Below are 15277 nucleotides of genomic sequence, written 5' to 3'. Positions count from 1 at the left end.
TGGGGTGTGGGGTGTGGGGTGTGGGGTGTTGGGAAAATTTATCTCCCTTGTCTCCCTTGTCTCCCTTGTCTCCCTTGTCTCCCTTGTCTCCCTTGTCTCCCTTGTCTCCCTTGTCCCCTTGTCTCCCTTGTCCCCGAAGCATCCGAAGGCGCCCTACGATTCCTTCGCCTTCGCCTCCAAGTTCTCCAACCGACTGCGCAGTTCCTGATTGTCTTTCTTGACCCGATCGAGTTCCTGGCGCAGTTGCGTCATCGCCTTATCCGAACCGATATTCTTCTGAATCGTACCGATGGCTTCTTCGGCAATCCGGCTCACTCGTCCGTCGGCGGTTTGTTCGGCCAGCGTTCGGGCAATTCCCATGGCTTTGGGGGTTTCCATCTGTTTGAGGGACGCTACCACCGCCACCTGCGTCAGGAAGAAGGTTTCCCCCGCTAAAGCCGACAAACGCTCTAAAATGCGATCGACATTGGCTGGGGTTTGTCCGGTGGAGATAACGCCCAACGCCCGAATCGCTGCCAAACGCAGGGCTTGAGGAACCCCCGGTTCGGTGTATTCTAAAATGAGATTCAGTGCGTCTTCAGAAGTTTTGAGCTGACTCAATCCCCCGATCGCCCCGCTACGCACCACTTCATTCCAACCGGCTTTCTTCTCCAACACCGTTTTGAGGCGATCGAGCACTTTTTCCGTTTTCGGCTTGCCGTCGGGATTTGCTCCGGCGATCGATCCGATGGCACGGGCGGCGGCTGCTTCCACGTAATAGCTGGCATCGCCGTCGGTGACGAAGGGTTTGATGGCTTTGTAGCTTGCGTGGGTTTTGATTCGCGATAGGGATTCGATGGTGGCGCGGCGCACTCGGGCTTCGGCATCTTTGAGTCCGGCAACCAACCCATCGAAAGCTCCATCGAGTTTCACCGTTGCCAAGGCTTTGGCAACTTCCACCCGCACGCCCCAGAACTTATCGTTTTTCAAGGCTTTGGAGAGGGCTTTGACTGCTTCCAAACCGCCTTTTTTAGCGATCGCCTTGGCGGCATACATCCGCGAAACCGGGTCGGGGTCGAATTTGAGTTGGGCTTTGAGTTCCGGGAGGGGATAGCTCAACTTCACGGTTTTGAGGAAATGGTTCCCAGCATCGAAACTGACGAAGTTCGGTTTTTCGGTGAGGGGGAAGTAGAAACTCTGTTCTTTTTGATAAACCCGGACGGTGAAAGGTTTGAGCGTCGGTTCTTCCCCATCGCAAATATACCCAAAGGCGATCGGAATTTTCAGGTCGAACAAATCGCTATCGTTGGGGGTATTCCCCTCTTTGGCTTGGGTTTGAGTCACCGTCACCTTGGCCAAATTACTATCCCCATCCCAGGAGTAGGCGACTTTGAAATCTGGATGTCCGCCGCGATAAACATATTGATCGAACAGAAACGCCAAATTGCGTCCCGTTGCTTTTTCGATCGCTCGCAGTAAATCCACCGTCTCCACGGTACTGTGGGCGTTATCTTGTACGAAGGTGGCGATCGCTGCAAAAAACAACTCGTCCCCCAATTCGGCGCGAATCATGTGATAGACGCACGACCCCTTCTCATATAGGTGGCGATCGTAGAGTTCGATCGGTTCGCGGTAAACGTGGGTAACAATGGGACGCCGGTAGCGGCTGCTGTCTTCGCTCAGGTAGCTGCGGGCTTCTTGGAGGCGATAGTAGGCTGCATCGTCTGCCCCGTATTCGCGATCGACCCACAACACCTCAGAATAAGAGGCCATCCCCTCTTTTATCCAAGCGTGAGACCAATGCTTGATGACCACCAAATCCCCAAACCACTGGTGTGCCAGTTCGTGAGCCACCAAGGTTTCCGTACGCCGATTGTCCACCATCGCCCGTTCGTCGAGCAAGCAGCGATCGGTCAGCAGCGTCGTCGAGGTATTCTCCATTCCCCCAAAAATAAAGTCCGCTACGCAAGCCTGGGCGTATTTGGGGAAGGGGTAGGGATAGCCAAATTTTTCCGAGAAAAACTCGATCATCTGGGGGGTTTTGCCCATACTGCGACGGGCATCGTCTTCTCGTCCCTTCTCGACGTAGTAGTTAACAGCTTTGTCGTTCCAGCGATCTTCAATTTCGGCAAAATCCCCCACCGCCAGAGTCATTAAATAGGTGGGGTGGACTTCCTTTTGATGCCAGTGGTAGATTTTCTCTTTGCTATCGCCGACTTCTTCAACGCTGATGAGTTCCCCGTTGGAGAGGGCAAAAAACTTTTTGGGAACCCGCACCCGAATTTCCGAGGTGGCAAGCTGGCCGGGATAGTCGAAGCAAGGGAACCAGAACCGGGAATCTTCATCTTCCCCCTGCGTCCACACTTGCACCGGTTTGTTCGAGTTATGCTCGTCGGGTCCGATGAAGTACAATCCCCGTTGCGGCCGATCGACTTTGTAGGCAATCTCCAAGGAGATGGGAACTCGGGCGGTGGTGGGTTCGGTTAATTTGACGTGCAGTTGTTCGCCGTCGCTATCGAAGCCTTGGGCGACACCGGCAACGGTGACTGACTCGACTTCCAAATTGACTGCATCCAACACCAGGCGATCGATCCCGTTGCGGACGGGGTTGAGGCGAATGACGCACCGTCCCCAAAAGCGAGACTTGGGAATATCTAGGGTCAGATCGAGAAAAATATGCTCGACTTGTCCGGGGCGATCGGGCGTATAATGCGGTCGCGCCCCCGGCAGTTCGAAAGAACGAGAACGGCTGCCTTCGTCATCAGAATAAGCGTAAGAGAAATAAGCGTCAGACATCGCGTGCAAATTAACGTGTGAGATCGGTAAATTGGGGGTTCGCAGATCGAACAACGGTAGGATGGCGCAAGTTTATAGCCGAGTTAACCCCCTTATTCTCTTCAGGTTAACCCGTTTGGGTGGGGTTAGACGAACTTCCCGATCCTCCTGGGGACGGCGATCGGTTTAGCTAGAATGGACGTGCGAGACGAGGGTCGATCGAACTGGGATTCCCGATGCGGGCGATCGCTCGTCTGCCAAAATTGAGGAAAGCTGAATGTCTGAGAGTACTAAAAAATCGGGTTTGGGTTGTTTGCCCTTTGCGGGTATCGCCGCCCTGTTGGCTGGTGGGGCCGCTGCGGGTTATTTTTTCTTTTTGCGGGGCGCACCCACCGGAGATGCTGGGGCAATGGCGAGTGCCGAAATCGTTCCCGAATCGGCGCTGATGGCCGCTCATATCTCCACAGATTCTGCCTCTTGGTCCCAGCTTAGACAATTTGGCACCCCAGAAGCCCAGGATGTCGTCAAAAAAGGCATTGAAAGTTTCCAGCAAGAGCTGCAAGCAGATACCAATCTCAATTTCGAGACGGATCTCAAACCTTGGATCGGCGATATTATGCTAGCCGTTGTCCCCCCAGCCGAATCCGCTAAGGGCGAACCGGAACCTCTCATCGTCGTTGGGATTAAAGATAAAGTCAAAGCCCTGGCTTTTGCTCAGAAAATGAAGGAGGAAGGCGGGGAAAATGTCAGCGAAATCGACTATCAGGGGGTGACGATTTCGGAAATTACCCAGCCGGATGAAACGATTTACACCGCTGTTTTAGATGATTTCATCACCATCGCCTTCGAGCTGGCAACGCTGCAACAAGCCATTGATACCGCCAAAGGTCAGCCTTCCTTTGCCAGCCAACAGTCAGCGGCAAAGATTTTGCGCAACGGTGCCGAATTAGAGAATACTCTCGCTCAGCTTTACATTGCCGATTATGGGGCCTTTATATCCCAGGTGGCGCAGCAGTCTCCCGAACAGACGGAACTCCCGTCTCAAACCCTCGAACAGTTGGAACAGGTGGATGCAATCGTCATGGGTGTGGGCACCGACGATCGAGGATTGCGGATGAAAACCCTCGTCGAACTCGATCCGGATTATCCCCAACCGGAGTTTGCTGCTGCTTCGGGAAAACCGATCTCTCAGTTTCCTGCCGATACGATCGCCCTGGCTAGCGGTCAAGGGGTCGGTCGTATTTGGTCGCAGTTGGTGGCGCAATCGGAAACCGATCCTCAAACCAAAGAAACTGTCGATCTCGTGCGCCAATCTTTCGGTCAAATCAAGCTGGATGCCGATCGCGTGTTTGGTTGGATGGATGGCGAATTCGCCCTGGGTTTGGTTCCCTCTAGAGAAGGGATTTTAGCCAGTGTCGGTTTTGGGGGGGCGCTGGTGGTGAATACGGGCGATCGAGCCGCCGCGGAAGAAACCCTGGAAACAGTGGGTAAGGTTCTCCAAGATGCCATTCCCGTACCGGTGAATATCGCTCAAAAAGATGTCAAAGGCACGCAAATGACCCAATGGTCTGTGCCCCAAGTCTCCCCAGGACCGTTGCTGGGTTACGGCTGGCTGGATGAGAATTCCTTAATCGTTGCGCTTGGCGGCCCGATCGCCGATGCCATGCTGCCAACTCCCGCAACCCCCCTCAATACCAGCGAAGGTTTCACTACCTCCACCGAGAAGCTAGCGCAAAGTAACGTCGGCTACTTCTACACGAATTTCGAGCAGGCGATGACTCTGGTCAACTCCCTACCCACTGAAGCCACGGGGATAACCCCCGAAGCCAAAGCCATTCTCGGTTCCATTCGCAGCTTGGGCGTAACGGCAACGGTTGAAGATCAATCCACCAGTACCTTGGAAATGGCAATGCCTCTGGTTCTGAATCAGTAGAGATTTTGTGGGGAATGGGGAATGGGGTGTGGGGTGTAGGGTGTGGGGTGTAGGGAAAATTTATCTCCCTTGTCCCCTTGTCTCCCTTGTCCCCTTGTCTCCCTTGTCCCCTTGTCCCCTTGTCCCCATGCCGAATTCTCTAATTCTCAAGGGGGTGATGTTGCAATGACACCACCTGTAAGTGAAGTTCTCGATGAAGGGTCATTTTTTGCCAGTGAGGCTGGTGACATAAGGATGGGGGAATAGATTTTTCGACGATCTCGATCGCGTACCTCATTTCTCGCAGGGCACGTGCACTATAAGTAGACCAACACCTCGGACAAATATAGCTCGTATCTCGTCGGGGTTGGCAACAAAAACAAGGTTGCATGGTTCTTGAGAGTCCAGTTTTAGACAATATGTCCGTCTAGTGTCTAATTCATTCGCGTGACTGTCAGCGATTTAAGACAGACGAGAAGATGAATTCGATCGGACGGTGAGGTCTGTTCGGATCGTGGGTAGAATAGGATTTGCGTGAAGGGTTGATATCGATCGAATCTAGCCATTTATGCGATCGCGATCGCATCCTCCGCAGAGCGAGCGCAGACCGGATTTCTCTAGCTTTCTTCGTTCGACTCTCGAACGCCAACGGATGGGCGTATCTTTATGACTTAACCCACCCTTGTATCGGATAAAGTGTCGGACAGATGAGTTTCTCGATAGCCGCTTGGGTCTTTTCATTTTAACGACTCGAGGTCTGAGCGATCGGTCTCGGTTGAGATGAGATCGTTATTGGCTCGAGTACAATTGCCAGCACGATCGGTTGGAGCTTGCATGAGTTTATCATCCCACGGGCGTATGCCAGATAGATGCGATCGCTTTGGCAAACAAGTATTCAAGAGACATCTGGTCAAACTCAAAAATCCGATCGATTTCTATGCCACTAAAACGATCGCGGTGTTTAACATGAATCCGGGTTCAGCAGAGTAGTGGTAATGCCCAGTAGGACTTAAATTCCACGATTGGAGGGGGAAATCAGAAAACAGCTCCGAACCTGTGTGCGTCGTGCGATATCCTAACCCACACAACGCTATAATAAATTCCTCTTCGATCGAGATATTCGAAGACAACAATCCCAATTGACAAGGAGATTTGAGCGATGACGTTACATTTCAAAGTGCCCACGATCGCTTGTGAAGGCTGTGCGGACTCGATTACCAAAGCCATCGAAACCGCTGACGGAAATGCAAAAGTATCCGTTGATGTTGGCAGTAAAACGGTCGATGTCGAAACTCAAATGTCCGCCGCTTCGGTCAAGCAGGTCATTCAATCGATCGACCATACTGTTGAAGAATAGCCTAGGGCAATCCCTCGCCTGAGTGCGGTCATCGGACGATGAATACAGGTTAAGACTATCGATTTATCGATCGTGCGATGACTCCTCCTCATCGATAGATTGAATCGGTTCCGTCTAATAGACATCTCCGAAAATCAAAAATCCAATCAATATCTATGCCGAAGTCATGAATTTCTTATCCCTTTCCCCCTGAAACCTTACCCATTAACCCTTTTGGAGGAGAGGTCTAATAGGCGATCGATGAGTTCTCGCACCCCGGCACCCCGTTTGCCGGACATCACCCAATCTGCTTGTCGCTTCAATTCGGGTATGGCATTGCCAACGGCCACACCCAACCCGCTTCCGGCGAGTAATGCCAGATCGTTTTGTGCATCCCCTACACCCACTACTTGTGCCGGCGATAGGTTTAATTCATCCAGGGCTTCTTTCAAACCACTCGCTTTGGTCACCCCCTTGGGCAATACCATCACGGCATTTTTATTCAGGGTGACTTGAAAGGGTAACTTCATTTGCTCGATCGCTGCTTGCACGGTTTGTCCGTGAGGTTCCCAGGTGGCAACGATCGCCCGTCCCATTTGCAAGGGAGTCACACCTTGCTCTTGAAGGGTTTCAATGAATGCGAGTGGAGGGGGTTGGCACAGCAGCCGAGTTTCCTGGGTGTCAGGATTGTAGAGAACGGCTCCATTTTCGGCGATCGCTCGATCGAATTTTGTGACTTGTGGGAAAACTTCGAGCAGTTCGTTGAACTCGCGTCCGGTCACCAAAATCAGTTTTTTCCCCGACTCCTGGAAACGGGTCAGGGCGTTTAAGGTGTCCTCATCGACTCGTCCATCTTTGGCAAGGGTTCCGTCGTAATCAGTCGCTAAGGCTAAATAGTTCATGAATTCGATCGAATTGTTTCCCCCAATTTATAGCAGTCGCCAGCTCGATTAGGATACAAGTGGCTGTGGGCGGGGCCGGCTTCAGGAGCCGGGGAGGCAAGGGGGAAGATTACAGGTTAATTAACGTCAGTTTTGATGCGGCCATCTCGTCGGGATGCAGACGACCGGTGACATTCGGGCGGCCGTCTTGCCTCTTGAAAGCGAAGGGACAACACTGGCGACATCTGGTTGCTGGGGAGCAAAGTACTCCATCCCCATTCCCCATTCCCCATTCCCCGTCCTCACCGGAAACAGTCTTATCCAAAACTAACGTGTATTACAGTCAATTATCGAGATTCAAGATTACACGATCGTCCCTGACAAAATTGCCCGATCTCGTCCCGCATCTTTGGCTTGATAGAGGGCGATATCGGCTTTACTCACTAACATCGTCGGTGCCAACTCCGTATTGGGAATACAAGTGGCCACCCCCAGACTGAGGCTAACGTAAGGACTTACGGTCGAACCGACGTGAGGAACGCGCAGGTTGGAAATTGCCTTGCAAATGCCTTGAGCAATGTGAAATGCAGTTTCGCCATGGGTGTTGGGTAGAATAACAGCAACTTCTTCGCCACCATATCGAGCGACTAAATCGGTCGCTCGCTTCACGCCCCCATCAATGGCTTGTGCGACTTTTTTGAGACATTCATCCCCAGCTTGATGTCCGTAGATGTCGTTGTAGCGTTTGAAACAGTCAACGTCTGCAAGAATCAACGAAAGAGGTTGACTGGTGCGTGAAAGTCGCCGCCATTCCCCATTGAGATATTCGTCAAACCGCCGTCGATTCGCTAATCCGGTGAGTCCATCTGAATTCACCAAGCATTTTAATTCGTGGTTTGCCAACGCAAGTTCCCGGCATAGTCTGCCGATTTCTCGATAGCTCGCCCGTAACTCCACTTCCATATCATCCGCGTGTTCGATAATGGTATCGAGCAAAATTTCTAGGTCGCTTTTATCGATTTGAAGTTGTTCGACTTCTTGACGTAGTTTTGCAACTTCTAACAGAAGAGTATCTGGCGATCGTTCTAATTCCACGTTTGTTGGTCGGTTGGCAAGGGATTGGGAACTTATCACAGATTTTACTGACAGTGTATCTTCAGACATCGTACCGATCGAATACAGCACGTTCCGGACAATTTATCTCGAAATCGCAAGTCTTCAGCACTCATTAACAGAGTTCGGCTGAGTCCTGCACGGTTTGATGTAGATACACTGAACTCAAAGACAATTTCCCATTCAGGCAACCGAGCGCCTTCCGTACTTCTTCTTGTCTTTTCAAACTGGATTTACCGAATACCTGTATTTTTACGGACACCAGAAGCGGGCAATACCTAGTAGTTAGATTCGGTAAATATTGTCTTTGGCTCTAATAATTTGGGAACGCTTTGCCATCTTGTTTATTATTCTATATCGATCGAGAAATATGTCAATTGTCTATTGTTAGAAAAGACAGATTTTCTCGCAATCCGAGCAACAGATTTCCCACGTTCTGTTCCCGATATCATCCACCGGTCTGATGCCAAACCTGGCGAACCCGACCGACCGTCAATCGCTCCAGCCAAGGAGTATTCGTCGATTTCGATTTGAGAGTTTGCGCGTTGACCTTCCAGGAATCATCCCCAGAAAATAACACCAATTCCGCGGGTCGATCGAGGGTTACTTGCGCGGGTATTTGTCCCAAACATAACGCCGGTCCGGTACTGAGTGCCCGCCACAACTCCAAAGCCGACAAATCTCCACTAACCACCAATTCCTGCCATAATAGCGGCAGGGCTAATTCCCAACCGATCGCTCCCGGTGGTGCTTTCGCAAAAGCGACTGTTTTCTCTTCGTAAGTATAGGGGGTATGGTCGATGGCGATCGCATCGAGAACTCCCGATTTCACCCCCTCTAATAATGCCAGTCGATCGTCTTCATTTCCTAAAGGGGGATCGAGACGCAAACTCGGATCGTAACTGCCGATTGCCGTACTATCGAGGAGGAGATGCATCCAAGTGGTGCTCGCAGTGATGGGTAGACCTCTGGCTTTGGCAGTGCGAATCAACTCCACCCCCCGCGCCGTCGACACGCGCATAATATGGACGGGAGTCTCCGTCTCGACAATGCATTCGAGTAATGCAGCCAATGCCGAAGTTTCCGCACTTGCCGGACTACCGGGCAATCCCAGCCGCATGGAGAGTACCCCTTCTCGCATCACTCCATTACCCATCAAGTGACGATCGCACGGCCACAGGGCAATGGGTTTTGCCAGAGGTTGGGCGTATTCTAGGAGGCGACGCACCAGCATTAAATTGTCTAGGGGAAGACCATCGGTAAAGCCTACCACCCCAGCCTCTGCCAACTCCACCAACTCCGCCATTTCACCTCCTGCTGCCTGACGGGTGAGCGCTCCCCAAAAATGTAGGGTGGGATGGGGAGTTGAGGGGATGGACTGTCGCAGGCCAGACAACACGGAGGCGTTATCGAGGCGGGGGTGCGTGGTGGGTAGCAGAGCCAGACGGGTAAAACCGCCAGCAGTAGCCGCTTGCACCATAGAGTCGAGGGTTTCCCGTTCCTCAAATCCCGGTTCGCTATGGCAACTATAGAGATCGACAAGTCCCGGTCCCAGGATACATCCGAGACTCTCTCGCCGTTGCGTTTGGGGGGGCAACTCGGCGATACTCGGTTCGATCGCCCGAATCGTACCATCGATCAGTAGTACGTCAGCAATTCGATCGACCCCGGAGACTGGATCGACCACTCGGACTTGTTGAAGTAACTCATTCATAAATCTATCGAATGACGAACGCGCAACTCACTCTAACAAGTCTGATTTGGGCGTTTGCCATTCATTCTTATATTTTTACAATGCCCCCTTTTTGAGTGACCCCTTTTAGAGTGCCCCCGCGGCCGTTCGATCGAAAACGCCATCGGATAAGTGAGCGGTAATATTCATCGCCTCGAGTACCGGCGCGCCGTCCGGTCCGTAGGGATAATCGATGACGCTTACTGCCCCATTTCCCTGTTTGAAATTCCAGAAATACTCGGGTCCCAAACCGAATAAATGACATAGAATCGCTTTGTTGACCGCATCGTGGGCGACGACGATACCCGTCAGAGGTCGATCGCTACTCCCATGGGCGCGGACGATCGCATCCCAGGCTTTACCCGATCGCTCCCACACTTGCTGTAAGTTTTCCCCTTCAGGCATTTGCACTGTTTCCGGGGCGACTTTCCACTGTTCGAGTAAATCCTCGTAGTCGGCGCGAATTTCCGATTCGAGCTTCCCTTCCCACAAACCGTGACTGATTTCTACTAACTCGCTATCGACTTCTAACTCAATCCCCGGATGACTCTCCAAGATGAGTTCGGCGGTTTCCTTCGGACGCAGCATCGACGAACTCACGGCAAAATCAAGCTCGACGGATGCGAGCAAGCGGGCGGCTTTGCGACCCTGTTCGCGACCGTTCTCATTGAGGGGAACATCAATTTGTCCTTGGAAGCGCGACTGACGGTTCCATTCCGTTTCCCCATGACGCACCAGCAACAAGCGCGGACCTCGATGGGGAGGTCGGGGTTTCGGGAACGGGTTGCCCAAATGAGAGAGTTGGTTCATGGATTCGAGCTGCACCGAATCCTCCAAACCGCCGCTGAAGTTTAAGATATTGATGCAACAATTCGATTGTTGAACGCTGTGGTAGCGATCGGCTCCGATACCCAAGGCGGTACTGAGCAGACAGCGGTTAATACCGTTGTGGGCAACCACCATCACCGTACCCCCGCGATGGCGCGCGAGGAGTTCTTCCCAGAATTCAATGGCTTGTTCGCGTAATGCCAGAACCGGAAAATGTTCGCTCGTTTCACCCTCTTGGGTAACGGTCATTTTAAATTCGTGGGGGCGTTCTTTCCAGATGCGATACTCCGCCTCGAATTGTTCGGTGACTTCACTTTTCGTCATTTTCTCCCACAACGGCAGATCGATTTCGAGCAACAGCGGGGAAGTTTGAGGTGTCGGAGTTTCTGGGTTCAAGCCCGAATGGACGATATCGGCGGTTGCGCGCGCCCGTTGGAGGGGACTGCAATAAATGGCATCGAAGGAAATCTCTTGCAATGCCGCGCCCACTTTCTGGGCCATTCCTCGACCCTCATCGGTTAATACTGACTCATCCGTGCGACCTTGGATCTTTTGCTGGGCGTTGTAGGTGCTTTGTCCGTGTCGTACGACGATGACGCGAGTAGTCATTGGTATTTTGGATTGTGGATAGTGAATGGATCGGGCGAGGAATGCCAGGAAGATTTTATCCTATGTTGCGATCGTGCGTACGATTTGGGGAGGATAGTTTTTAGGGCAATCGCGCATGATTGACGAAGCGGTGAAGCGGATACCGGATTGGGCGAGAAGCCAATATTGCGAGATGCCTTGGCGAGATAATGCCGGAATGCAAAACAAATTGATTCGCGATTGTTTCAATATGGATGTCAAAATTATTTGGCAAGTGGTTCTCAAAGAAATTCCACATTTGAAAATGACGATCGCTCGTGTTTTCGAAGATTTGAGAAATTTCCAGCCATCTTTTTGGAAGGTATGCATCTAACTCCCACACGCATCGTCGAACTTGACCACCGTGCTTTTTATATTTCTCGTGCTTGTAATCGCTTCGTCTTCGTCGTCGCGTCTGGGGATGGCAAAATTTCGGCAATCGATCGCGAATTTAACGTTCAGGCGGTTGGCGAGAACTGGGGAAAAATGCGATCGATATCGGTGAACAGTGATGGCACTCGACTGGCAGTCTGCCACGAGAACAAGTTGACGATCGCAAATTTAAACGGATCGGTTATCTTTGCCGATAACGCACCTCCCTTAGAACTCGATCGAACTTGGGTTTGGAATTGGCCACAAGAGGGATTCGAGGATTGTTTTTTCGCGCCAGAAAACGATAATTTATGGTGCGTTTCACATATCTCAGGGGAAAAAGTTGAAATACAGGTTCGCGAACCGAAAAACTGGTCGATTATCTATAAAATTGTCATTAACGATCCCTTAGGTGGCAGCGAATGGTCGTTTCATTTTGTCCCCAGTCGTGGGAATGCAGTAGCTAGATCTCAACCGCTGAAAGCTATATACAGTAAGCATTTTTAATTTTGCATTTTGCGAAAAGTGAGCGGTGTCGGTTTCCGTCCCGTTCAACTTTTCAAGACGCATTTTGCATTCTGCGTAGCAGCACTAGTAAACCTCACACTCCACACCCCACACCCCATACCCTACAAATGACTCGATCCATCCGGCATCGTCGCCCCCTTTAAAATCGCCCCTTTGAGATCGGCTTGATAGAGATTGGCTTGATATAAGTTAGCACCGGAGAGGTCAGCTTTCCAGAGGGTGGTTTCCGTCAGATTCGCCATACTCAGGTTTGCCCCCACCAGTCGAGCATGGGCGAGATTGGCAATGCGCAAACTGGCTTCTCTCAAATCGGCTTGGGTAAGATTGGCCCCGCTCAAATCCGCGCGGTAAAAGTTCGCCCCGATGAGGTTGGCCCCAATTAAACTGATTCTGGATAAATATGCCGCCATGAAGTTAGCCATGCAGAAATTCGCCAAACTCAAATTGGCTCGATAGAGGTTGGCATGGGTGAGGTTGGCACCGACAAACCGGGCCAGAGAACCGACGGCAAAACTCAAGTTGGCTTCGCGTAAATTCGCCTCTCCCAACGTTGCCATCGTTAAATCGGCTTCCCTCATATCCGCCCGCACGAGCTGTACGTTGGATAAATCGGCTTTTTTTAAATTCGCCGTGTAGAGGATGGCATCGGTGAGGTCTGCACGATTGAGCTGGGCTTGTTCGAGAATCGCCAAAGAGAGGTCGGCATTATTCAAATTCGCTTCAGTAAAATCCGCTCGGCTCAGGTCGGCCTCTTTCAAGCTGGCGTTTCTCAAACTGGCGGTGTAGAGAATGGCATCGGAGAGATCGGCAAAATTCAGATGCGCGCGCTCGAGATTGGCCAGGCACAAATCCGCTTTGGTGAGAATGGCTCGATCGAGATCGCTCGAATTTAAGTTAACTTCCCGCAGATAATGTTGGATCAGATGAATGTCTTGGAGATTGGGGAGATGCGTCGGGTTTCTCTGTCGCCATTGATTCCAAATATTGACCCCTTCTTTCAGGATCGCCAGGTGTTGCGGTGATGCCATTGAGGCTGATTCGGATCTGCAAGTTGCTGAAATGTCGATCTTCTAGGCGGCTGTTTTTGCGAAGGTTCGGGGGTATGGAACCTGTTGATTGTATCACGATCGCGATCGACGACCGGCTCTTGCCCAGGTGTGGAGCGAGAAGGAGTCCAGGACTCGAGAAGTACCACTCCACAACTCACCCCGATGGGATTAATATAAGTTTATAAAAATATATAAACCCACCTTAAGATATTGTGACCGCTCAACCAGTATTATCAACCAGCGCGATCGAAATACAGTCTTGGCAGTGGCAAGGTCATCAGATTCAATATACCGTTACGGGCACCGGTCAACCTTTAGTCCTCATCCACGGGTTCGGTGCTTCTATCGGTCACTGGCGTAAAAATATTCCCGTACTCGCCCAAGCTGGTTACCAAGTCTTTGCCCTAGATTTACTCGGTTTTGGGGGATCGGATAAAGCGCCGGTTTCCTATACCTTGGAACTGTGGCAGGAACTCTTGCATGACTTCTGGCTAACCCATATCGCGCAACCCACGGTGTGGATTGGCAACTCCATTGGGGCATTGCTGGCTTTGATGATGGCAGCCAATCATCGGGAAACAACCGCGGGTGCCGTGCTGCTCAACTGCGCCGGCGGACTCAACCATCGACCGGAAGAACTCACCTTTCCCCTACGATGGGTGATGGGAGCGTTTACCAAACTGATTGCCTCCAAATCCATCGGTCCCTTTTTGTTCGAGCGCATCCGCGCCAAACATCGCATTCGGCGTACCCTTTACCAAGTCTACTGCAATCGTCAAGCCGTGACGGACGAACTGGTGGAACTCTTGTATCGACCTTCTTGCGATGACGGCGCGCAACAGGTTTTTGCCTCAATTCTCACGGCACCGGCTGGTCCAACTCCGGCTCGGTTACTACCGGAGGTTCGCTGTCCTCTACTGGTTCTTTGGGGAGACAACGATCCGTGGACTCCGGTTAAAGGGGGGCAAATTTTCCAACAAACTCACCCGTCTGAGTCGATTGAGTTTATCTCGATTCCCAATGCCGGTCATTGCCCTCACGACGAACATCCCGAAATCGTTAATTCTCACATCCTACAGTGGTTGGGGGAACAATCGTTCGTATTGAATTAAGGAAAATCGGGATGCTCGGATGCTCGCCACTGAGCATCCCGATTTTCCACAAACCTCCCCCTCGGCCTCCAGTGGGGTTTGACCCCGTAACCCGTTACACTGATGTATGGGATAAAATCTAATTCTTCTGTTTTAGATGGTCTTAACTCTAAAAAAGGTGGTGTTGTCCGTCTCTATCTCATGAAAACCGATCGAAAAGCAAACTGCTCTCGAGTAACTCGAACTCTTTCAAAAGATGACTCCCAGGTTTAGAACCTGGGAGCTTGGGTTTGCGCTGTAAGCGCGTTTCGGGTTTGACTGAAAACTCAATGCGATTGCTAGAATCTGTCAGTACAAAAGCCTTAAGAACTCGATTCTTTAGCTCTTCTTTGCACTAACATGAGCAATAGGTGAATCATGAGTAGGTAACCCGTGGCTAGGATGGGGATGATTAGAGGCATATCATGGAAACTCATAGGACGGCAAGAGAAGGAGAGCGGCGGACGATCGCAAGACCCATTAGAAGAGTGTCAGCACCCAAACCCAAAATAGGGTCAGTTGAATGCCGCATCAATAAGTTCAGTAGGGGAAGTAACGATCCCTTACTTACGGTTAGTTCTTGTAGAGATTCCCAATTTTTGCTGAACGCCAATCCCACGACAGTTTGACCTTTCGTTTGGGTATTGACCACCTCACCAGCGAATCGGCAAAATCACATATGTTTTTCCTTGGGACCTCGAGTTGGCTCCTGAAACTAGAGCCGTCCTCACTACCAGATCTTTATGTCAAGGAAAATTAACAGGTGCTCTCGGGAAGCTCCCCACAATTTCATTCGCGTTGAATGTATGGAATGATTACAATCCTTACAACCTAGTCTAGCACAAGAGTCTGGAGTCTTTGAGGCTCTAATGGATAAGACTTCACAATTCTTTATATTATCTCAAGGTTTCGGGTGAAACCATCGGAAAAATCCTTGAGATCGATCGGGATTTTCACGGAGGAGTCCGATCGATCTTGAGTCTTGCATGTTGGAGGGTCAATCGCTTAGATGCTT

12 protein-coding genes are annotated in these 15277 nt (G+C 51.1%); 5 read left to right on the top strand and 7 right to left on the bottom strand.

What is annotated here, in order from left to right; genetic code table 11:
* Positions 1-153: 153 nt before the first annotated feature.
* Positions 154-2775, bottom strand: a complete 2622-nt coding sequence (locus tag AC2215_RS05445; protein WP_486808949.1) for a M1 family aminopeptidase — start codon at positions 2773-2775, stop codon at positions 154-156.
* A gap of 256 nt (positions 2776-3031) precedes the next feature.
* On the opposite strand from AC2215_RS05445, the gene AC2215_RS05440 reads away from it, so the two are divergent.
* Positions 3032-4687: a DUF3352 domain-containing protein gene (locus tag AC2215_RS05440; protein WP_486808948.1), complete on the top strand. Its 1656-nt coding sequence runs from the start codon at positions 3032-3034 to the stop codon at positions 4685-4687.
* A gap of 1138 nt (positions 4688-5825) precedes the next feature.
* Positions 5826-6023: a heavy-metal-associated domain-containing protein gene (locus tag AC2215_RS05435; protein WP_486808947.1), complete on the top strand. Its 198-nt coding sequence runs from the start codon at positions 5826-5828 to the stop codon at positions 6021-6023.
* A 197-nt stretch (positions 6024-6220) separates the two neighbouring features.
* On the opposite strand, the gene AC2215_RS05430 is transcribed toward AC2215_RS05435, so the two are convergent.
* The 5 genes from AC2215_RS05430 to AC2215_RS05410 all read right to left on the bottom strand — a co-directional run bounded on the left by AC2215_RS05430 (position 6221) and on the right by AC2215_RS05410 (position 11165).
* Complete coding sequence (locus tag AC2215_RS05430) at positions 6221-6904, bottom strand: HAD family hydrolase (protein WP_486808946.1); 684 nt, start codon at positions 6902-6904, stop codon at positions 6221-6223.
* A 109-nt stretch (positions 6905-7013) separates the two neighbouring features.
* Positions 7014-7208, bottom strand: a complete 195-nt coding sequence (locus AC2215_RS05425; protein WP_486808945.1) for a hypothetical protein — start codon at positions 7206-7208, stop codon at positions 7014-7016.
* A 38-nt stretch (positions 7209-7246) separates the two neighbouring features.
* Positions 7247-8017, bottom strand: a complete 771-nt coding sequence (locus AC2215_RS05420; protein ID WP_486808944.1) for a diguanylate cyclase — start codon at positions 8015-8017, stop codon at positions 7247-7249.
* Positions 8018-8444: 427 nt separating this feature from the next.
* Entirely contained in the window at positions 8445-9710 is a 1266-nt protein-coding gene (locus AC2215_RS05415; RefSeq protein WP_486808943.1) for a dihydroorotase, read from the bottom strand.
* Between the two features lie 105 nt (positions 9711-9815).
* Positions 9816-11165, bottom strand: coding sequence for a histidine phosphatase family protein (locus AC2215_RS05410; protein ID WP_486808942.1), 1350 nt, complete (start codon positions 11163-11165; stop codon positions 9816-9818).
* A 115-nt stretch (positions 11166-11280) separates the two neighbouring features.
* On the opposite strand from AC2215_RS05410, the gene AC2215_RS05405 reads away from it, so the two are divergent.
* Together AC2215_RS05405 and AC2215_RS05400 are read left to right on the top strand one after the other, a co-directional pair.
* Positions 11281-11517, top strand: coding sequence for a HepT-like ribonuclease domain-containing protein (locus tag AC2215_RS05405; RefSeq protein WP_486808941.1), 237 nt, complete (start codon positions 11281-11283; stop codon positions 11515-11517).
* Positions 11508-12062 carry a hypothetical protein gene (locus tag AC2215_RS05400; RefSeq protein ID WP_486808940.1) on the top strand — a complete coding sequence of 185 codons (555 nt, stop codon included), beginning with the start codon at positions 11508-11510 and terminating at the stop codon, positions 12060-12062. The genes AC2215_RS05405 and AC2215_RS05400 overlap by 10 nt, the downstream gene beginning before the upstream one ends.
* Before the next feature lie 122 nt (positions 12063-12184).
* Here AC2215_RS05400 and AC2215_RS05395 read toward each other — a convergent pair whose 3' ends face one another.
* Positions 12185-13111, bottom strand: a complete 927-nt coding sequence (locus AC2215_RS05395; protein ID WP_486808939.1) for a pentapeptide repeat-containing protein — start codon at positions 13109-13111, stop codon at positions 12185-12187.
* Positions 13112-13344: 233 nt separating this feature from the next.
* On the opposite strand from AC2215_RS05395, the gene AC2215_RS05390 reads away from it, so the two are divergent.
* The gene (locus AC2215_RS05390; RefSeq protein ID WP_486808938.1) at positions 13345-14244 is read left to right on the top strand and encodes an alpha/beta fold hydrolase; all 900 of its coding nucleotides are present in this window, start codon (positions 13345-13347) and stop codon (positions 14242-14244) included.
* The last annotated feature ends 1033 nt before the right edge of the window (positions 14245-15277 follow it).

Source organism: Zarconia sp. (assembly GCF_057467645.1).
This window is presented reverse-complemented; position numbering and strand designations above follow the sequence as displayed.